The 21,029-nt window shown below is 40.3% G+C and carries 18 protein-coding genes; 7 read left to right on the forward strand and 11 right to left on the reverse strand.

The features are described from left to right. Positions 1-38 precede the first annotated feature (38 nt). The 3 genes from V7K36_RS28840 to plsY all read left to right on the forward strand — a co-directional run bounded on the left by V7K36_RS28840 (position 39) and on the right by plsY (position 2,593). Positions 39-425 carry a DUF3119 family protein gene (locus V7K36_RS28840; protein ID WP_335121078.1) on the forward strand — a complete coding sequence of 129 codons (387 nt, stop codon included), beginning with the start codon at positions 39-41 and terminating at the stop codon, positions 423-425. A 130-nt stretch (positions 426-555) separates the two neighbouring features. Beyond that, complete coding sequence (locus V7K36_RS28845) at positions 556-1,821, forward strand: DUF3086 domain-containing protein (protein ID WP_335121079.1); 1,266 nt, start codon at positions 556-558, stop codon at positions 1,819-1,821. Positions 1,822-1,912: 91 nt separating this feature from the next. Beyond that, a complete protein-coding gene (gene plsY / locus V7K36_RS28850) occupies positions 1,913-2,593 on the forward strand; it encodes a glycerol-3-phosphate 1-O-acyltransferase PlsY (RefSeq protein WP_335121080.1) in 681 nt (226 codons plus the stop codon). 56 nt (positions 2,594-2,649) lie between these two features. On the opposite strand, the gene V7K36_RS28855 is transcribed toward plsY, so the two are convergent. The 11 genes from V7K36_RS28855 to V7K36_RS28905 form a co-directional block, all read right to left on the reverse strand. After that, positions 2,650-2,910 (reverse strand): hypothetical protein, encoded by a 261-nt coding sequence (locus V7K36_RS28855; RefSeq protein WP_335121099.1) that lies wholly within the window; start codon positions 2,908-2,910, stop codon positions 2,650-2,652. Positions 2,911-2,970: 60 nt separating this feature from the next. Then, positions 2,971-3,210 carry a hypothetical protein gene (locus tag V7K36_RS28860; protein ID WP_335121081.1) on the reverse strand — a complete coding sequence of 80 codons (240 nt, stop codon included), beginning with the start codon at positions 3,208-3,210 and terminating at the stop codon, positions 2,971-2,973. 651 nt (positions 3,211-3,861) lie between these two features. Next, entirely contained in the window at positions 3,862-4,434 is a 573-nt protein-coding gene (locus V7K36_RS28865; protein WP_335121082.1) for a hypothetical protein, read from the reverse strand. Positions 4,435-4,552: 118 nt separating this feature from the next. Then, positions 4,553-6,172, reverse strand: a complete 1,620-nt coding sequence (locus V7K36_RS28870) for a hypothetical protein (protein ID WP_335121083.1) — start codon at positions 6,170-6,172, stop codon at positions 4,553-4,555. Continuing rightward, positions 6,169-6,873, reverse strand: a complete 705-nt coding sequence (locus tag V7K36_RS28875) for a hypothetical protein (protein ID WP_335121084.1) — start codon at positions 6,871-6,873, stop codon at positions 6,169-6,171. The genes V7K36_RS28870 and V7K36_RS28875 overlap by 4 nt, the downstream gene beginning before the upstream one ends. A gap of 50 nt (positions 6,874-6,923) precedes the next feature. Further along, entirely contained in the window at positions 6,924-7,748 is an 825-nt protein-coding gene (locus tag V7K36_RS28880) for a hypothetical protein (RefSeq protein WP_335121085.1), read from the reverse strand. A 113-nt stretch (positions 7,749-7,861) separates the two neighbouring features. After that, a complete protein-coding gene (locus V7K36_RS28885; protein WP_335093867.1) occupies positions 7,862-8,911 on the reverse strand; it encodes a hypothetical protein in 1,050 nt (349 codons plus the stop codon). A gap of 299 nt (positions 8,912-9,210) precedes the next feature. Continuing rightward, entirely contained in the window at positions 9,211-10,053 is an 843-nt protein-coding gene (locus V7K36_RS28890) for a hypothetical protein (RefSeq protein ID WP_335121087.1), read from the reverse strand. A 110-nt stretch (positions 10,054-10,163) separates the two neighbouring features. Continuing rightward, on the reverse strand, positions 10,164-12,911 hold the full coding sequence (locus V7K36_RS28895; protein ID WP_335121088.1) for a hypothetical protein: 2,748 nt from the start codon (positions 12,909-12,911) through the stop codon (positions 10,164-10,166). After that, a complete protein-coding gene (locus V7K36_RS28900) occupies positions 12,865-13,236 on the reverse strand; it encodes a hypothetical protein (RefSeq protein ID WP_334939512.1) in 372 nt (123 codons plus the stop codon). The genes V7K36_RS28895 and V7K36_RS28900 overlap by 47 nt, the downstream gene beginning before the upstream one ends. A gap of 14 nt (positions 13,237-13,250) precedes the next feature. Then, positions 13,251-13,871: a hypothetical protein gene (locus V7K36_RS28905; RefSeq protein WP_335121089.1), complete on the reverse strand. Its 621-nt coding sequence runs from the start codon at positions 13,869-13,871 to the stop codon at positions 13,251-13,253. 1,605 nt (positions 13,872-15,476) lie between these two features. Between V7K36_RS28905 and V7K36_RS28910 the strand changes: the two genes are divergently transcribed. From V7K36_RS28910 to V7K36_RS28925, 4 genes are all read left to right on the forward strand, one after another. Continuing rightward, positions 15,477-16,505: a substrate-binding domain-containing protein gene (locus tag V7K36_RS28910; protein ID WP_335121090.1), complete on the forward strand. Its 1,029-nt coding sequence runs from the start codon at positions 15,477-15,479 to the stop codon at positions 16,503-16,505. A gap of 588 nt (positions 16,506-17,093) precedes the next feature. Then, complete coding sequence (locus tag V7K36_RS28915; protein WP_335121091.1) at positions 17,094-18,365, forward strand: substrate-binding domain-containing protein; 1,272 nt, start codon at positions 17,094-17,096, stop codon at positions 18,363-18,365. A 1,255-nt stretch (positions 18,366-19,620) separates the two neighbouring features. Continuing rightward, positions 19,621-20,049 carry a hypothetical protein gene (locus tag V7K36_RS28920; RefSeq protein WP_335121093.1) on the forward strand — a complete coding sequence of 143 codons (429 nt, stop codon included), beginning with the start codon at positions 19,621-19,623 and terminating at the stop codon, positions 20,047-20,049. A gap of 530 nt (positions 20,050-20,579) precedes the next feature. Continuing rightward, a complete protein-coding gene (locus V7K36_RS28925) occupies positions 20,580-20,813 on the forward strand; it encodes a DUF3134 domain-containing protein (protein ID WP_334826017.1) in 234 nt (77 codons plus the stop codon). Positions 20,814-21,029 lie beyond the last annotated feature (216 nt).

Raw genomic sequence — 21,029 nt, forward strand, 5'->3', positions numbered from 1 at the left:
AGGAGAGATGCCTACTAAATAAAGCAGGATTTAAGATTGTGACCAGTTCATTTACTTCTAACTCCACATCAACTGTGGAACTCAAGCCTAGTTACAATATACCTATAGTGTTGGTGATTACCGCTATTCCACTACTGTTGGTACAACCGTGGGTAGGCTTGATTTTCACACTGTTTGGTTTGTTTCTCATGTTTCAGGCGTTAACGCTGCGGTTGCAATTTACCGCCACCGACTTAGATATTTACAGAGGCGAAAAATTGATTCGGCGCTTTCCCTACCAGGAATGGCAAAACTGGCGGATATTTTGGAATGTAGTCCCCATCCTGTTTTACTTTAAAGAAATTAAAAGTATTCACTTTTTGGCGATTTTATTTGACCCCAACACCTTGAAAACTTGCTTAGAACAACGTTGTCCGCATCTTTAGTGCTGAGTGCCATCTGTGCTGAGTCGTTTTGTTTTAAACTCAGCACTCATGACTCAGGACTTTTATGGCAGGTCAATTCTAATATTTCTGAAAGCTATTTATTCGCGTCATCGGAATTACACTATTGTTTATGAACCCAGAGGCATCTCAAACCCCAGAACCAATTGATGAGCGGTTGGCAGAAAAACAAGAACAGAACAATGCAGTTGAACATCCAGTAAATCCATCTGTTGAGTCAGTGGTAGAAGCAGGAGCCATTAGCTCGTCAGAAGACTACACAACTTTTGAGCCACTCATCTCTAATGCAGAAGTGGTAGATACTACAGTAGAGCTAACAGAAAATTCAAATGGCGAGTTTGTAGCGCAGTCGGAACCGGAAAATGCCGCACTGGGGTCAGAAATAGGATCATCATTATATGCAGAAGCAGAGCAGCGAGTGGCAGAGTTGCAGAGCGCTGAAGTAGCTCTCAAGGAAGAAATAGCCAAGCTGCAAGCTTCTTACAAAAACCTTCAAGCACAAGTGAGTGAAACTCAAACTTCACTGGGACGACTCGTGCAAGAGTCGCTGGTGCAGTTAGAACAACGCAAACAAACCTTGCAAATTTCTGTAGAACAGCTAGAACGCCGCCAAGAACGTATTCGCAACGAGATGCGAACCACTTTTGCAGGTGCATCCCAAGACTTGGCAATTCGGGTGCAGGGTTTTAAAGATTATCTCACGGGTAGCTTACAGGATTTGGCCTCTACTGCTGAACAGTTGCAACTGACACCAAGTGTGGTAGAACGAGAAAAACCATCTGTAAAAGAGGCTAAACCAGTTGAACCCCAACCTGGAATACCGCAATTTGCCCAACAGCAGTTTCAAGATACTACAAAGCAAATTCGCCGCCTAATTGACCAATACCGCAATAAACCAGATTACTACGGAGCGGCGTGGCAACTGCGTCGTACCTTTGAACCAGTCCACGCTGAACGAGTCTCCAACTGGTTTTTTACCCAAGGGGGACGGGGTGGTTTGCGGACAATGGGTAGCCGCTTACAGAATATTCTGATTGCCTCAGCCGCAATTTCGATATTACACAAGCTGTATGGCGATCGCGTCCGTACTTTAGTCTTAGCTAATACACCGGAGCGATTAGGTGAATGGCGGCGCGGCTTGCAAGACTGTCTGGGAATCGGTCGCCCAGATTTCGGGCCAGACCGAGGTGTGGTATTATTTGAGGCATCTGATGCTGTCGCTCAGAAAGCAGACCGATTGACGAAAGCCAATCAATTGCCCTTAATTATCATTGATGATTCAGAAGAGCAAATCAGTTTGTCACTGCTGCAATTTCCCCTGTGGTTAGCCTTTGCCCCTGACCCCAAAATAGTGAGAAACTATGATGATGACTTTTAAATGAGTCATTGGTCATTAGTCATTGGTCACTGGTCATTAGTCAAGAGTAATACCTCTTGACTTTTTTAAATTTTGAATTTTGAATTGTATTATGGCTATTTGGTTAACTCTGTGCGTCACAATTGTGGTCATAGCTTACCTGCTGGGTTCTTTTCCCACTGGGTATATCGCTGTGAAGCAGTTAAAAGGTATTGATATTCGAGAAGTTGGTTCAGGTTCCACGGGCGCAACTAATGTACTAAGAACCTTGGGGAAAGGGGCAGGAGCATTAGTTTTAGTACTAGATTCCTTAAAGGGAGTATTAGCGATCGCTCTGGTTTATTGGTTGTTCAATTTTGCCCAGATTCAAAATTATATCCCTCCGACGGTAGATGCACAACTGTGGGAACCGTGGATAGTAACTATAGCTGGGTTAGCTGCCATCCTGGGACATAGTAAATCAATTTTTTTGGGCTTTACTGGTGGTAAATCTGTTGCTATCAGCTTGGGGATTTTGTTAGCAATGAGTTGGCAAGTAGGTTTAGCAACAGCAGGTGTGTTTGTCGTCGTTGTGGCGATATCGCGGATTATCTCTTTGAGTTCAATTGCAGGTGCGATCGCAGTTTCCATTTTCATGGTACTTTTGCATCAACCGTTACCCTATATTCTGTTTGGGATTGCCGGTGGATTATATGTGATTTTGCGCCATCGCACTAATATTGAACGACTGCTTGCGGGAACGGAGCCAAAAATTGGGCAAAATGTAGCGACAGAACCAAAACAAACTGCATAATTGACCAACCGCAAATAGATATATTTTTTGCCCTTGTGCTTCAGTCGGGGTTAAGCTTACGAACTAACCTTACCTTTAATTAAACGGTGGAAAAGGCGGCAAGGCCACAAAAAAGCTCCACAGATACTTACTGAGGCGATGGCGGCCACAACTCGCCAACTCGAACTAGGCTCACTGGCAGACTCTGAAGGATGAGCTTGTGTACTTTTAGCTAATTCTGGCACTGAATGAGATAGCTGACTAGCTGTACTCACCCCTTCAATCGCTGCTCCAATTAGATAAGCTATTAGGGCAATTACTAGCCAGTGATTCCTAATATTCAACTGTTTGAACTCTGAGCGTATGCTTGGCAGTGAGCAATTATTTGATTTATCCTACTAATGATTGCCGCCTTGCCCGAAAGATAATCGACCTTCAGCTGTATCGCGAATCAGGGGCAGTTTAGATTTTATATAAGTATTGAGGGTGCTATCTGCCTGAGCATCAAGCCCCTGCTTAATTTTTAACTGCTGAAGGAGCAATTGTACTAAAGCAGCATCGTCAAACTGAAGGAGGGTGCTGACCTGGGTAGACTCGATTACAGCCCAGAGCTGTTGCATCATTTTGGCACTGACCATGAGTCTGTAACCTCTTAAGCTTTTCTTTATATTTACACGAATTTAAAATTTGTGGTTACTTTTTATCTGAAGATTTATAAAGATGTGGGCGAAAATGCCTGAGTAAGCCAATAGGGTTAAGTTATGACGTTTTTCAATTGATTGAAATACAACATTCCCCATTCTCTGCCTGTGGTCTATAAACAAAGAAAATTGCTGTAATACTTAGCTGCTATATAGCAATACGCTTGGGTTAGCGCCAAAAACCTTAAACTGTGTAGGTTGGGGAGCCACTGCGCCCTTGCGGTTTCCCGACTTGTCCCTTGCGCGTCTCCCTTTGGGAGAAGCAAGTGGCGTTTGAGCAACGAAACCCAACATTTGTCATGCTTTGTTGGGTTTGGCGACCTTCAACCCAACCTACAATTATCCTTAACACAAGCGTATTGTGCTATATAGGACTCATATTTGATTTTTGAAATACACGCTACTACATATACTTAGATTTTTTCAGGTAATCAAATCGGATTGCGATATAAATTGAATACTCACTATTTCAGCTAACTTTGAGCATTATTAATAATTGACAAAAATCATTTTGTCTTAACCTCTCACCAATGAACATCCCCTAAGAAGAAAATCAGGATTTCGGCTATTGTTTGCGTAAGTCCAGGTTTATTGTGAAACTCTCGCGCAAGCTCCTTCCTGACCGGAAGGATCGGGAAAAATTGCTAAAGTATGATATTCAGGGTTATCTGTTCCATATAGCACTCGAAAAGTATACAACTTATTTTTACCTTGTCCTTCGGTAACAACTGTTAAAAGTGTATTGCTAGTAGGAGGAAGTCCAGGAATGTCCAGTTTTTTAATTCGTCTGAGTTGAATTACATTCGCTGCGGAGTTTTTACAATCTCCTGAACTACTATTAGCTTCTTGACCAAATTGCATACATACCGGTCCATCAAAATCTATAGTTACCTGTGATGGATCGTTTAACCAAACTTTTTTAATTACTTCCCCTGCCGGAATAAAGCTTAAGTTGGTTCCTTCTTGATACCAAATTTTGACAGTAGGTATTAGTCCCCCTAAACCCTGTGCTTGGCAGGAAAATATGGAGCGGAGAACGGCGTTATTAGCTAAAGCACGGCCTACTAACAAGAACATAGCAACCGAGAAAGTTAAGGAAGCTATAGGTAGTAAATAAGAATCATTTGAGATATTTCCTAACAATTTAGGATTATGTTTCATGATTGTGAATGGGGAGATTGGTAGATAGAACAAAGGGAGATGGGAAAGAGGAAAAGAAAACTAATTACCAATTACCATTACCCAATCCAAAATCTAAAATTGGTATAAATCCTACCTCCTAAAACTGAGTTGGTTGATTAGCGTATATTTCAACATTTGTGCCTGCTGGCAAAAACCAAACATTAGTTTGTTGTGACATTTGGGCGATCGCCTGTTGATTACGTTGGGCAATTTGGGGTACTACAGAGTTCAAACCACCTTCCAGAACCCCAGCTGCAAGGTTGCGTCTGTTCTCAGTGATAGTAGTAAGGCCAGTGCTGGTGCTGGTGTTGGTGTTGTTGTTGGTGTTGTTGTTGGTTGACTCGCCATCAATGGTGCCATTGGAAGATGATATAGTATATGGCACGAGTTTGGTATCAGGACGATTTACTAACTCTGCTGCTTTACCAAGACCTCCCAAAATGAATAGTCCTGCATCCATTGATGCTATGGACGAACTTGAACTGGGAAATTTATTTGCGATTAAAGGTTTACCTTGGGTAGCGCGAAGAATAATTGCATTGTTGGATAAGCTTTGTTCTGTAAGGTTGCCATCATTAGAGTGCGAGATAACTTTAACTACGTTCATCTGCAAAAGACCTTGTTCGGAAAGTGAACGAATTTCAGCTAGAAATTCGGTGTTTGCAGGTACAGCGATCGCACCATCCGTAGATTTTAGCGGTTCTGTCAATCGGATCACAAATACGTTTTTCGCTTCCCCTTCTTCATTACCACCGCTTGATTTAGTAGTACTTTCCCCAAATATCGCTGTCGCTAACACAGCTCTAGCACTATTCCCGACTGGTACGGTTTTCTGTCCCTGCGGTTGCGCTTGGCTCACGGCAGGAGCAGGAGTGGTTTGGTTAGGATTGGGGTTTGGTGTCTGTTGCTGCGGCTGCGGATTGTTTGGAAGTTCAGGAGCAGATGCGATCGGTTGATTGGTAGCATTTACTTGACCATAGCTACCTAACTTTGCTAATCTTTTCCACTCGTCAAGTGGGCTTGGTGGAGATGGGGGAGTTATATTGGCTACCGGTTGAGTGTTTAGTACCGGGGGTGATAGCAAAGGTTGAGCAGCAAGTACAGGAGCAACGCGCTCAACTGTCACTGTCCGAGGTACGTAAACTGTTGCTTGAGGTGTTGGTATCACTTTCTCACGATCTTTGGAAGAAACTGACGGTTTTTGTAATGCTAGTGTCGGCGTTGATTTGGCAATTCTGAGCTGTTGTTGGGCAGCTTTTACCAACTGTGCTTGTTCAGTCAGAGCTAATTTCGTTTTCAGAGTATCTACTTCACCTGCTAGCTGTTGAGAGCTAGAAGGTGAAATAGGCTGCGATCGCGCTTCTGGAGAAACAATATTTTTTGGCTTTTGACTGCTGGTAGTCATCAACTTGGACAAAAACACACCACCTACCAAAACTATCGCTAAAGTAGCGGCTCCTACCAAGGCTAACTTTGCAAAGGGATTAGATGAGAAGGGTTGCTTAGTCTGAACTTCTTGTGGTTGAGAAAGAAACTCTTGCGCTGTTACAGACTCTTCTGCTCCTTCGGTATCGGTAGAAGATTCTTGTTCAAAGCCGACTAACCTTGACATCTGTGATTCCCAATTTAAAGATTCTACTTCTGGTTGGTGATCGTCAGTGGTTAGAGTAAATCCATTTTGGGCAGGCGTTTCCGTAGGAATTGAGTATCGAGTCATGGTAAAGCTTTGTTTGGATTTACAGAACAATTTTGATCTTCGATTTCACATATCTTATAAATTTCTAGTCTGGCTTCACCAAGGCGGTAAGCTGCGAAGTGCAACGGTAGTGCTGCATTTGGTAGTGAAGTTGCTGGCTGCTCTATTGCTTTAACTAAAATTTGTTTATTAAAGGAAACTGATTTTCCCAACTTATCATAACTACTAAAAACTAATTGATTGGCAAACATCTCCACTTTCCACTTTCCATTGTCTATTTCTGTAGGTTGAGAAATTTTTTCGATTACTAATACATTCTCTGCTCCTCTATTAACATTTTCAAATTGGCTATCTGGACTTAAGTTAGTAATTTCTGACTTAAGTTTTTGTTTGAAATCATCAGCTACCAGTTGGGAAGTAATTTCCCAGACTTGTGTTGGCGGCTGTTGTTGTGACCAGGTAAGCATTAAGCTCATAGTTTCACCCACAAAGCGGCGAATAGCCTCTGGCTGTCGCTCTAAATTTGGTTGGGGGTCTACGGTTATAGTCCGACCATCAACAAGTTGCACTAAACTTTGAGGTATTAGTTGCCTACTTAACTGTTGTAACATAGACCCGTTAAATATTAGTAAAAGCAAGGTAAATAGATGTAAACCAAATGTTCCTACTACCAACAGTGGTAATGGACTATTTTTCCTATTTTCTGGTTTGAGTAGTTGCATTAATAATTGATTATATAAATTGAACTATGAGTCATTGAAATAGAAATCGATTATCTGATAAAACTATCAGATGTTTGTCCAGAGCCGCACTGCTTTAATTTATCTTCATTCAGGTTGTTGTAGCCATCTAGCAAACATAAGTTACGAATTTCATAAATTTCTAATCTATCAGCGCGGACACTATAAATTGCTTTTTGCAGGTCTGTACCATTGTCGGCTTGTGGATTCCCGAAATAATCTGCTGCACGTACAAGGAAATCTTTGTTAAAAGGAGTTATGAGTTTTGCACCACCAACTCGGTTTTTTTGAATTAAGTCGGCTACCATACCCACTCGCCACTTACCTGGTGCAATTTGTTTTGGCGGATAAACCCGCTTAATAACTAATTGTGATGTCATAATTTGGTTGGGATTTTCAGAGAAAACTTCTGGTGGTGTCATTTCTGCAACTGTGCTTAAGAAACCTTTGCGAAAGTCTTCTGATAACGCAAAACTAGCTACCCAACTGGTGGTACTAATCTTTTGGCTACCCCCTTGAGATGTTTGAATAAGAATTCCTAAATCTGATTTTGGGTTTGCAACTTCTTCGATAGTTTGTGGTGGTAAGGTTCCAGACCAGCTAAACATTGATATCATCGTTTTACTGATGAATTGGCGAATTGCTTCTGGTTGTCTTGCTAAATCATCAATGTTACCTACTGGTTTACCATCGATTAATTGCACAAAGTTGGGAGGTTTTCTCAGACTGAGTTGGCGAATATTTATCCCTTGGAATAAAAATAAAAGTAAAACTAATATATGTAAACTGAAGCTAGTGATCGCAAAAATTGTTAAGACACTTCCCGTTCTTTGTCTTTTTTCCAGTAAACGCACCATTTCCTGATCTCCTTCTGAAAAAAACCTCAGCTACTATATATGATGTTTTGCATATAGTCACTAGTTACAACACTTGCCAAAATTGAGTTTATTCATTTTTAATTTGGAATTTTCTATATCCTTTCCTTGACTAAAGAAGCTGTATTGCTGATAGCACTGAAGACTGCAAAACCGCCAGCAGCAGCCACAACTAACGATAAAATTGGTGCTAAAATTCCCAGAAAAATTATGAACCACATTAAGTCTGGATCAACATTAACATCTTGACCTGGCCCATTCACAATAACTGCGGCAGTCAGCACAGCAATAATATTGAATGAAATCTTGGCGATTCCAATAGATAAAAATCCGGTCAGCCATGCAAAAATTGGTTTACCAGCTACAGGCAGTAAAGACCCACCTACAGCCAGAGGACCTAAAGCCGCTATCAGCAACATAGTCGCTTCTATCAAATTCTGGAAGGCATATTGTAAAGAAACTAAAAAGTTTTTGATGCTTGTTTGGACTGTAGAACCTAACAAAGAATTAAATGAGCTTTCGGATACAATCCCAGTGCCATATCTGATATTATCTACCTTAGTTTGTAGTCTAATTATCCAGCTTTTGTTTCCGTATGTATCTCTATATTTCTGCCAGAGAGTATTGACTTTTTCCGCAGCTTTGACAAAGCATTGACTTTGTTGTTCGCCAGTAAGCGACTGACAAGGACGCAGGAAAGAACCAGCTACTTCTTCGGCAACACTCATATTCAGTGCTTGTTGGTATATTTTATTCGCATCTGCTGTTACCAATACTTGCTGATTCACAGTGTTTAGAAAATTCCGCACTCCTAGTGTCAGATTAGAAAGGATACTTCCATTGCCTGAATTATTTAAGAGGATCACCACAATAAAAGGCCAAATCAAAGCTGATATGGGACGGGTATATTCGTAGGATATTAAGTCTTTGAGGAATTGTATCATAAAAAATAACAGGGTTCCTACCGCAAAAAAAATACCCAGATTGGTTAGCGCTCCATACAAGTTATTACTGGTATTATTTTGCAACAAATCCAGCCATTGTTTGTCCCAACCTGCGGCAATACTTCGGGAGGTTGCGGCACCATTATCGACAATCTGATCAATGCCTACTTGGGCAAAAATTAGTTGAATAGCAAGTTGCATTTTGAGTTTATGGGCTGTTTTTTTAGATTTCGTAGGGTGCGTTAGGAACGTAACGCACCCATCCCAGATGCTTTCGGTGCGTTACGCTGTCGCTAAGGCACCCTAGAAAACTGTTTTTTAGACTTCCTGTTGGTTTGTAAGGTCGATGGTTGTTGAGCCGGCGTTGCCAACTGAGCGCTCACGCCGAAGTCTTTGCCTTGGCTACGGGCGCTCGTGTCGCCCACCCCACAAGAAGTAGTTAAGTATTTTTTATTTGGAAGTCCCTAAGAAGTTTAAGGATTTTAAAAATTGTCTAAATCTTACTTCTCAACTTTTCTGCCAAATAAATCTAGTTGAGAAGTAGCTCGTAAAAGTCGCGCCGCTTCTGTAGATGTTTCTACTCTCCGAGCGCGATTCGCCTCTTCTGCCTGTTGAGAAATATTTGCTAAATTTAAATTAGAATATTGTAAAGACTGATTCATCTGTATTGTCTGAGCAAATGTTTCACCGACAATTTCTGATTGTGCCTGTTGAATCTTAATACTTTGCAATTGAGTAGCACCAATTAATTGTGATAAAGCCGAAATAGCACCGGTAGTTGCAACATCTCCAGCAGTAGCAGCTGCATTAGAAGCAGCTTTCGGAATTAAACTACCAACTTTATCAATAAATCCTTTGCTCCCTACCTCCGCCTCGTCGCTAATATCGGCAATACTTTTTAGTGTGTTTTCAGTATTTTCTAACTTTGCTTTTGTCCGAATTTGTCCATTTTCACCAAGAACACTTGCCGCAGCTCCACGGGTAATTACACGATTGAGTTCATTACTAACTAAATTTCCCCGTACTGCTGAATTATTTTCAAAGCGGGTTGATTTAGAGTCTGAACTAGAAGAGTAGAGAATCAAATTATCACGAACCTTTTGTCCCGCAACAACAGGGTTAGGTATATTCAATTCTCCCTTGGCACCACTCAGAGCATTTTGACTCTGTACTTCTAGAGGCTTTAAGTTATCGCTGAGATTATATTGAAGGTAGTTTTGCAAATCTGTGGAATATGATTGAAAATCAGTCCAAACTTGGCCTAATCCCGTCTGAACTTGTGCTATTGCTGGTAGGATTGCCAGGGATAGTAACGTAAAAGTCAAAATGGTAGTTTTTTGCATACATTTGTGCGTGAAAAAGGTAGACGAAATTAAGTAGTGAGTCAGAAATTTAGCTTTTTAACTATGATTTATAATTTTTTGAATCACTGTTAACTGCTGACATAACCCAATTAACTACCACGTAAAGTAGCCACTAACTGACGTGCAAATGCAGAAATGGCTTCATATTTATTGCTATGAATTTGCATCATTTTGCTACGTGCAGTTTGTTCAGAGGGATTATTTGCAACTGCCGCCAATTGTTCATAACCTGGATAGTAACGGCAGAATGTATAAATACCGTTATCATCTAGTAGCCATTGGCTATAAACGCCTTCTTTGCGGGGAAAAAAGCTTTCTGAGGCATTACGAGAAATAACTTGGCGGGGATATTTTAAGATGTCTGCAAAACTATCCACTGCAACTGGCTGAATCCGTCCAATCAATCGTGTTGTCAAGTTTTGTAAAATTTTAGATGCAGCTTTAGATTTGGCAATGGTATCAGGATCTTGTCCTGATAAAATGACTCTGATACCGGCTTTAGCGCCGTTAGCACAAATTCTTCCCACTAAGTCAGAAATTTGCTCGAATTCAAATAGAATTGGTGCTTCGTCAATAAAGAATATAGAAGCTGGACTGCTGAGTGCGCGTCGTAGTGCGGCTGAATAGGCACTCAAAGATAGTACGGCTGCATCTTCATTATCTGATAGGTTTCTGAGCGCAAAAACTAAAAGTTGTGCATCGGTGGGAAAGCTGGATGGTGCAGAAATAGCTTGTCCCACACGACTAGAAAGCCAAAACCGCAAGCGCAGCTGAATTTGACTGAGGGCATCTTCGACTCTGCCAGTTAAAGAACTTAGCTGCAAATGTTCTGATGAACAGAAATAGAGAAAATCTTTTAAGGTAGGGGTTTTCTGCCAAGCCTGAGTGCCAAATCCCCCCGCCATCGCCTGTATATATCGCTGTTTTATACCCTCATCAGCAAAGAAGGCTTCTAAAGCTAAGTTGAGGAGCGATCGCACGGTTTGCGATAAAATTTGACTTTCAGTGGATGATCCTAAAACCATTGTCATTAAAGCTGATTCTAGGAAAGCGGTATAATCGAGGAAGCGATCGCGCTGTTGTTCTGGATCTAGCGATCGTAAGTCGGGCTGTTCAAATAAGTTATTCGATTGTTTGGAGATATCAAAATACGCTCCATTCCCCTCCATAAACTCTGTATAGTCAGTAAAAGTAGATGTCCCATCAGGTTTGGGGAAATCTAACGCCACTACAGGAATGCCATGCGCCAAAGCCTGAGTTAAAATCCCTGATACCAACACTGATTTACCAGCACGAGTTGTGGCAAACAAGGCTAAATTTTTGTGTTGATTAAATAAATCTAAATGTACAGGTGTTCCGCCTTCTTCAGCAATCAACTCAAAGCCTTGTTTATCACCTCTTTTAGTTAAAACTAAAGGCATTAATCCGGGAACTTCACTTGTTAAATATAGCTGGCGACGGTTGAAGGGTGTTGCTAATAAACCTTCCCAAACTATCGGCAGAGTTTGCAGCCAAATTTTCCAGGCATACTCAGTTTCTCTAATTACTCTTGCTGGACGTTGAAAACAGTTTTCAATATATCTTGTCGCCTCATCTAATTTATCTACAGTTGGACGATGCACCAAAATGACGACACTAGTATAAATCGGGACTGCACCTTCAAATAATTGTTCTTGGGCTGCTACCGATTTCTTTAACTTTAATTGAGCATTGACATCAATGGTTTTACTTTTTTCTTGAGCCATAATTGTCGTCATGTTTGACTGCTTCAGCACTCGTTGCAGAGTAGTTTTCACCATTGCTGGATTTGCGGCAGTCAACTCACAAAAAATCTCTGTATCTACTACTGTTTCTCTGGCCAATAGTTCCCATAAATAGCGCAGTTGGCTAGATTTATTTACCCAACCTCCGGGTTTTTCCAGAAATGACAGTGCGCCAATATAACGATTGTTAACATTAACCCAACGGCGATCGGCACAAGGTATGCTAGATTCCATCAGCAAAGTTGTGCCGTGGATATTGTCTATAAGCAATTTAGTACTAGCTAAATCGGAATTAACTTGCTCGTGCAGTCCTTGTTCATCTAAAGTCATTAACTGGGGAATATCTATTGGGTCTGTATCATTAAACCTTCTCCAGATTTCCTCCCAGAGTTCATCAGCTTTCAAAGGCTTGACATCCAATCCCATTTGGTTAGATAAAATTTGTTCCCAACGGAGAAAACCTTGTTTGTAAGCATTTGTAATTAAGGTTTCAATGCGCTGGTTTTCTACTTCTGATAGTTCACCTTTGAATTTCAACCACCATGATTCAGCTCTGACTAAAAGCTTCTCTATCCAATCATCTCCACTTTTGGAGTTGGATTCAATGGTGTAAGTGACATAAATCCGCAAAAATTTTGGCTTACGAACACCAGAAATAGTCAGTTCTTTGACTCTAGCTCTTTCCGCCATCAGCAAATATTTGATATCTCGTGATGGCGTATTTCTGATTAGTGATGCTAATTCTTTTTGGCGCTCTTTGTCTGAACTAAAAGATCCCAAATGCAGTGTCATTCTTTCACCGCTAGGGATATCTTTCAATCCGGCTTCAATGTTATTAAAAAGTGTATCGATTTGTTCCGGTCTTAAAGTGGTATGAATTCCCTTACAGTCAAAACCAAAAACAAAGCAGAACCGATCTTTTTGAGTACCTTTTGTCAAAAGGTAAGCGCCAATATCACGTCCATTCATTGCGACACGTAACATTGTCGCCAAATGCAAGGCATCTTCAAATGGTGTTAATCTACTTTCATTTCCGGCGACGCTGACGCTTTGTTTTCCGATTTTTTGCTTCATGGTTAACTACGAGTAAGCTTTGATAACGAGCAAAGCCTCTTGTCCAAGCGGGAACGCCAATAAATTTACTTAAAAAACTCCAACTCCTACCACCAGTTAAGATCCACCAAGTTCCGATTCCCCAACCAGTCATTAGTACTGTCCACAACCATTTTTGAAACTCTTCTTGGAAAATACCACCCAAAATTCCATTGATAATAAAATAGGAGGCTAAGGCAATTACCGTCCAAGGAAGAATTTGATCGGCAGGGATTGGTCCTAATGAAGGTTGGCTTCCCAGAACCTGATTAACTGGACGAAATTCTTGTTCCCGCTCTTGAGACATTTGAAATATCTGAATTATTTATTGGTATCGCCAATTACAAAGCGTGTGAGTACATCAGCAATGGTAACAGCAACAACCACCAATAGGGGAGTTCTGGCAATGCTTTGCCAATCTTCATCTTTACGCACTGCGTTAATCACACCAACCAGAGAAATTGCAATATAGAGTAAGTAAATTGCCCGCAACACGTTAAATATCAAACTTACTGCTGTGTCGCCACCACCAGCATTTGCTCCTGTACCACTTTGTAAGGTTCTTTTGAAAAACTTTTCAGCTTCCCCAAAAAACTGTGCTTGTGCGGGGGCTGCAAAACAGTCTAACCAATATAAACTCAGAATGATCGCTGCTGCTAAAATTTGTAATAATATTAGCGATCGCCTTGGTAAATTCACCTGCTCCCCAATTTGCTGGGTGATGACTGTAATTAAACTACCAACTAGTAAACAAAAGAGCAGGATAGGACTTTTTAGGCTGATAACGCTTACAAGTACAGCACAAGCAATCAAAAAAGGTACAGATTCAACCAGAATAATCAGGCCAGATTTCAGTCCCAGTCTTAAGTTATGAAATCCTTTGACTGCACTACCAGTTAAAGCTTTGAAAAAGTTTCTCTCGTGAGAACTTTGTCTAGACATTTGCTAATTTTCCTATGGCGTACTATGAGTGTTGGTTGTCTAAAATTTTACAGTTATTTATAATTTAACATGATTGAACATTCATTTTTAATGAAATTATGAAGTTTGCAGTAAGGTCTTACATTGTATATAAATTTTTATTAATCTAAGTTAATAAAATATTAAGTTTGGTTTAACAAGGTAAGTATGCGTGGCTTGAGAAACTAGGTTTCGAGCTTGAAAGCAGAACTGCTACAGTCCTCCTATACTTTTTCTATCCCGGTGCTTTTGCTTCAATTAGAGGTTGGAGAATCCGGTAGAAACGCGAGACAATACTTGGGAGCATAGTTACAAGTTCTATAGAAAACATTTTATTCCTCCAACTAACCCTTTTGTAAGGTTTTATCCTTACCTTGCGTACTATAACGTATTACATAAATTACTACAACTTTGGGGAAGTTGTAACGCAGTGGCTACAGTATCCCATCTGCAAAGGACTTTGGGAATACTTTTGCAGATCATGTTAGCACTACTATTTACATACGCGTTAATCAGTTTATCGTCGATAGCACTAAATACACCACGCTTTATCCTTTTGCCTAAAAATTCTGAATGTTTATAAATTGGTTAATTGTCAAAAAAAATACGACAAATTACCCGTTGACAGAAAACACAAAATATGTAGTTTATGGTATTATAGCTAGATTTTTCAGCTATTTTTTTTTGCGATACCTTGGTTGTGTTGCGCCTACACAACTAATAAAAGGATGATTGATAAAATCCTGAAACAACGTATTTTCTTTGATACACACACTGGTTCATTTGTAAACTGCGTAAACTCTATTAAATACTTATTAAGACCTCTAAAAAAAAGCTTAATAAGTAAAACTATATGTAAGCAAAATTTTTAGATTTTACTCTGGCGAATTAATAAAAAAGCGCTACAAAAACCACTTTTCAAACATCTCTAAACTCCAGAAATATATTTCAGTTTTTTAACCATTTCATAATGTAATCATGACTTCAGCTTTACCTTAGGATTATATTGTTGATTTCGTTGGCAAATTTTAACAGCTATTAGCTATAGCAGTCCCAAAAGATTTGTGAAATTATGACTTTCTTTACTTCGCACCTTAGCGGTAGCTTGTGGCAAACTGCTGCCCGTCTACATTAAAGAAAGTGATTTTCATAATTCAGATAAAATTGCTATCCCAAATAAGGAAGTGGGTAAAATTAAACATGGCTTTTTAAAACTGAATAAGAGACTGAGAATGGGAATTGAGGCATGATTCATAGTACCTAGTAACCACTCCCTTATTCTCAAGCCATTGAATGTTTATTTATACAAACTTACTTTGGAAATGTAGAGGTTTTAGCTAGCAAATAATCATGTAAGTAATAGGGTGAATTAGGAATAGCTTAATGCACTCTATATCTTTAGGATTTGCCTTTAATTTGCTCTACATTCTTCAGCGTTTTGTGTAAACTATTGATTTATTAATAACCTTTCTAATGCCAATTTGTTGTGCTTATAGGCTTATAGAAGGTTGTTTATAATCGCCAGTTTGACACTTGATTTGAATTTGATAAGGTGTTGAACCGAAAATTAATTTGAAGGAGCTTGACATGGCTTTTTATCGCGATCGTCCATTGACCCATTTGGCAAGTTCAGTTTCTGTATTTGCCATGACAATTGGTTTAGTAGTAAGTCAATCTGCTACTCTTGTATCTCTAGCTGCGACCTCTGTAGGTAATGGTGCAGGTGCAACTACTGTAAGTGCTTTATTTGCAGGTCTAAAATCGAAGTTCGCATTCACATATACTCCAAGTGGTAGTGGCGCAGGGTTAAAAGCTTTTTTCGCTCAAACCCCACCAGCTGGTACTCCTAGCCCAATCACTTTTGCAGATAGTGACGACCCCGTAGCAGGAACAGAAAAAGTTACTGGCGGTCGTGGTTACGTCCAAGTGCCTCTGGTAGGTGTCGGAATCACATTAGCTTTTAACACTAGTGGTCTTACTGTACCAGCAGGTGGACTTAAGCTTTCACGAGCTAGTTACTGTGGTATTTTGAACGGTAGCATCACAAATTGGAACGATAAGAGCATTAATGCAGATAACGGTGGCCAAATAGCACTCAATGTACCCATCAAAGTTGTACGTCGTGCTGACTCAAGTGGTAGCACTTTTATTTTAAGCAGTCATCTCAATACTGTATGTAAGACTCCAGGTGTTCCAGCAGCTAATGTATGGAATAGAGGAGTGGGTACAACTGTTAGTTGGCCAAGCACTTTCATTGGTGCTACTGGTGGCGGAGGTGTAGCCACTGCGATCACAAGTAATAAAGGTGCAATTGGTTATGTGGATAATGCTACCCGTTTAACTAAAAAGCTACCTGCTGCACTCTTACTTAACAAGGCAGGTAAGTATATTGCTGTCTCACCAGCTTCAATTACAGCGGCTATTAAAGATGGGAAGGTTGTAACATACGGTACTAAGCTGACTAGAATTGATAACTTGACCGATCCCAAGAGTGCAGGTGCTTATCCCATTTCCGGAGCAACTTATTTCTTGTATTACTCAGACTTAGACTTTAAAGGGTTCATTACAGCTGCAAAAGCTTTAGCTCCATCTCTCGGATATGGTTCTGTTCCGTAGGTTTAGAAATTGACCTAGCAGCCTATTGGAGAATTCATCTGTTAATTTTGTTGGCAAATTTTAACAGCTATCAGCTATAGCAGTCCTAAAAGATTCGTGAAATCCTGACTTTCTTTACTTCGCACCTTAGCAGTAGATTGTGGCATACTGCTAAGGTTATTTATAATCGCCAGTTTGACACTTGATTTGGATTTGATATGCAGGGTAAGCGCATCTCAAATGGCATTGACAAAACATACCTTTAATGTGTCAACCATAGAATAAAGATTTATGGTTCGGTTGATTTCTACAGGCTAATAGCAATTGCCTAATTTCTGATCAATAAGCGAAGTTTAATGCGATTAATTGGGTCTTCATTAGACCTATTGCAAAAGTCCCTAACACCCCACCCCTAACCCCTAAGAGCTTGCTCTTAGGGGAGACAAAGGGTAGCTTTTGCGGGGTGGGTTTTTATTTTTGATTTATACAAGAGGTCTATTGAGATTATGGCTTTCTTGTTGACAATACGCGCTTATCCTGATTTGATCTGGTGGTGAACTGGAAATTAATTTGAAGCAGCTTGACATGGCTTTTTATCGCGATCGTTAATTGACCCATTTGGCAAGTTCAATTTCTCTATTTGCCATCACAATTGGTTTAGTAGTAGGTCAATCCGCTACTCAGAAATCTCTAGCTCAGACCTCCACCACTCCTGCCCCATCTGGAGTAACCTCCATAAATGGTGCAGGTGGAGGCAGTATAAATACTTTGTTTGTGGGTACAGGAACTATCTCTCCTTATGCCCCACAAGGCTCATGGTTTAACACTTACGGTGTTGGAAATCCTTCAACCCTCAACCCTCCAGGAGCAGTCAATCCGCTCGTAACATTCAGATATGCTTCGATTAATAGTAGTGTAGGCGTAACAGCTTTTTTCACTCAAACCCCACCACCCGCGATTGGGGCAACTATCAATCCCCCAGTTTCTTTTGCAGATACTGATGACCCCATAACAGGAACAGAAAAACTTAGTGCAGGTCCCAATACTGGTATCCCCATCCAAGTGCCTGTGATCACCTACGGAGTTGCGTTAGCTTACAACCTCACTGGTCTAAATGTACCAGCAGGTGGAATTAAACTTTCACGAGCTACTTTCCTTGGTATTTTTAACGGCACCATCACAAATTGGAATGATGCCAAAATTAAAGCAGATAATGGCGGCGCAATAATTGCAGTAAATAAGCCCATCGTTGTAGTACATCGTAGTGACAATAGTGCTAACACTTTTACTTTAAGCAGTCATCTCAAGGCGGTATTTGGTGCTACATGGAACAGAGGAGTTGGTGAAATAAGTATTGCTCAAGCTGGTGGTATACCCAATCCAATACCAGCCAATACAGTTGTTTGGCCAGCCAATTTCCAATTTGCCTCAGGAAGTAAAGGTGTAGCCACCAAGATCAAAACTATTGCTGGTGCAATTGGTTATGTGGATAATTCTACGCGGTTAGCTAATGGTCTGCCAGCTGCTCTCTTACAGAACAAGGCAGTTACTTACAACCCCATCTCACCAACTTCAATTGGAAATGCTTTTGTCGGTGCGACTGACCAAGATGGAAGTCCTCGGCGGATTAAACTTGTAGTCACTGATCCAACAGCTGCAAATGCTTACCCCCTTGTTAGCGCATCTTACGTGCTATTTTATGACAAATACGCAGACGTTAAGGTAGCAAATGGGATTAAAGGATTCATCGGCTGGGCTTTAGGAACCACCGCTGCGGACAATATAGCTACAGCTCGTGGCTATGCTCCTCTTCCAGCTGCGATTAAAACTCTGTCTAAAGGTGTTGTCAATACTTACATGAATGATGTATTGAATCCATAATTGCGTGAATCCCGTTTTTGGTTTTAACCGCCCTTGCCTCCTTTCGATTTATAAATATATTAGACAGGATATGAAGATGATGCTCCAGGATTATATTTACAATCCTGGGGATTTATTTAGGCGATTATTTATGTCAATAACTCGTAAAGATGCTCTTAATTTTTAGAAAATATAAGGCAATAAATAAATGGGTATAAATATCAGAGAGTTTGTGATTGCGATCGCTTTTAAGCATTCCCAGATTCTACGAGCTGAAGTGATCGTCAGGTTTGGGGATTGCTTTGCTTGCAATCACACTTTATTTGACGTTTAATTCCACCCGGCTACTTCTTGAAACTACTATCTCCTTCAGAAAAATAGTTGTCTGAAAACTACAAAAATAGTAACATATTTGAATAATCATAACCAGTTTTTTGTGGTTATAATGAATTTATTTTGTTGAAATATGGGGTTTTTAATTAAGCTAATAATTGAGATTTTGTCAGATTTTAAATAACCGTAGGATGGGCAGTGCCTATAAGCTAAAAAGAAGGGTTTGAGTAAATGGTAAATGGTAAACGGTGCCCACCCTACTTTATAAGATGATGCGATCGCAATCAGTATTCATAGCGGTTCTCAGTTGAGTCAGGTACAAAAACCCCACCCCCAATCCCCTAAGAGCAAGCGAGGAGGGGACTATAATGTACCTCATATGATTCGGAAACGCTATATCCTCTCTCTATAATTTCGCTAGGTAAAAATTAGAACTACTTAACACCCATAAGATTTAGTTATCTAAATGTCACAATTGAATACAACCTTACTGTTCTTGGTGATAGAATATCTATCGGTCGGAATAGTTAAAAAAAGTTCAACCGTCAGCTATGGTATAGTTAGGTAGTTGAGAAATATTTTCGGTCATGTAACTGACTATGATAGACGCCTCTCCGAATCTAAATCTCTACACTCTTTGATTTTGAAGGTGTTTTATGTCAGTTTATATTGCTAATCTACCCAATCAGGCCCAATAAAGTTGAAGATAATGACCTAGAACAGGTGTTCTGAAAGTATGGATTAAGTCTCAAAGTTAATAGAGCTAAGACCTTTAGAGATGAGACTCTTCAGCACTCCAAAACTTGAAATTTTTAGTGAGCAGAACTGTATTGGAATACCTCGCATAAAACTGAATACATCTCACTGTCAAAAAACGTGCCAATAAGAATGGACAGTAAAGTGTGTCGCAAAACCAGACAACATACGGATAGTACTTGAACTTATGCCAACGGATATAATTAACCGTCCTGAATCCCTCACAGAAGATTGTTTCTTTACTTACGCCCTTGGGACTGATTTGCATGATACTAATTCGACAGCCAAATATTTACGCCGAATCAGAAAAGAAGATAAACCATATATTGACATAGCTGTTTCTCCCCGGCCGGGCTATCGGTTTGAGGTTTGCCTTATTCCTGTTGAAGGGTTCGCTCAAGAAACAATATTGACAAAAGATGGGTTCGCCAAAGCGTTAGCGATAATTTGTGCTGTATCTAATAAAGCTAGGAAGCGTTTCCCTTCAGGAAATGGACAAGAGATTGTCCGGTGTCAATTTAGCAACTTAGCTGATGCAGTCGCTGTAGCGAACAGACTGTCTGCATTACCCTCTAATATGTATGAAACTCTCCCCAAGCTACCAAATGCCTTGTGAGATTGGGCCCGCGCTTGAAGATTTATTATTAGGACTGACGCGAAGGCATTTTAATGGTAAGTAGACGGACTTGAGATAGGGGCTTGTAAGAAACAAATCTTAGGTGCTTGACTAGTACAGCATTTCCGAAATTCGTAGCTTTTTTAAACGCAAAGGGAAGGCAGCGCAGTCTTCTCCCAAGGGGAGACGCTAAAAGCGATGGGGGTTTCCACGCCACTTGCTTTATGCCGGGGAACCCGTCCACCGCAGTGGCTCCCCATGAACGACTGCCGTCGCAGGGGGAAGCGCAGAGGGGCGCTGAGTTTTGCCAATTTTAATTCGCTATGAACTTATGAAATTCTGTACTAAGAACTATACTCTGAGGATTATCTCCATGCTGCGAGTAGCAGTTTTATCAATAAGTTTGATGAAACACTCAATGGTTCATATTTCATCTGTTGAGAAAAGGCTTGTTAGACAAGGCTTTTAACCTTAATGTACAATTTTGATGTTTTTGTACGCTAACCTGTAATTAAAAGTGAGTTTTTTTTATGCCTATAAGTCCCTTGCGTGAAGAACCTCGTAACCAGCGAGCGCCTGTAATTCGTACAAGTAATGAGTTTATTCTCTTAGAATGGCTAAAGTCAACTGGTCGTCTAATCGAGCGTGAACATCAAGAATCTGAGTATCTAAATGAAGTAGAAGAAATTTCAGAAATGATCGACCTTGACGATATCCCTTATGATCATGACGATGACGATGCTGAGATGGATACAGAAGCCTAGTACCGCAAGGCGGAATTCAAAATTCAAAATTCAAAATTCAAAATGAATATAGCGTAAGCGTTTCATTTATTTGGAATGGGTGCTGCATTTACGCCGAAAGGCTAAGATTCCCGAATTTTTAGATATAGCAACCGCCAAGGTACTTAGGACGTAAAATGTAAGACGTGCTCAATGGCATCTCGTAAACAATCAAACTGCGCTAGTTTTTTGCGGATT

Origin of the sequence: Nostoc sp. (genome assembly GCF_036919555.1) — a bacterium.
Lineage (GTDB): Bacteria > Cyanobacteriota > Cyanobacteriia > Cyanobacteriales > Nostocaceae > Nostoc.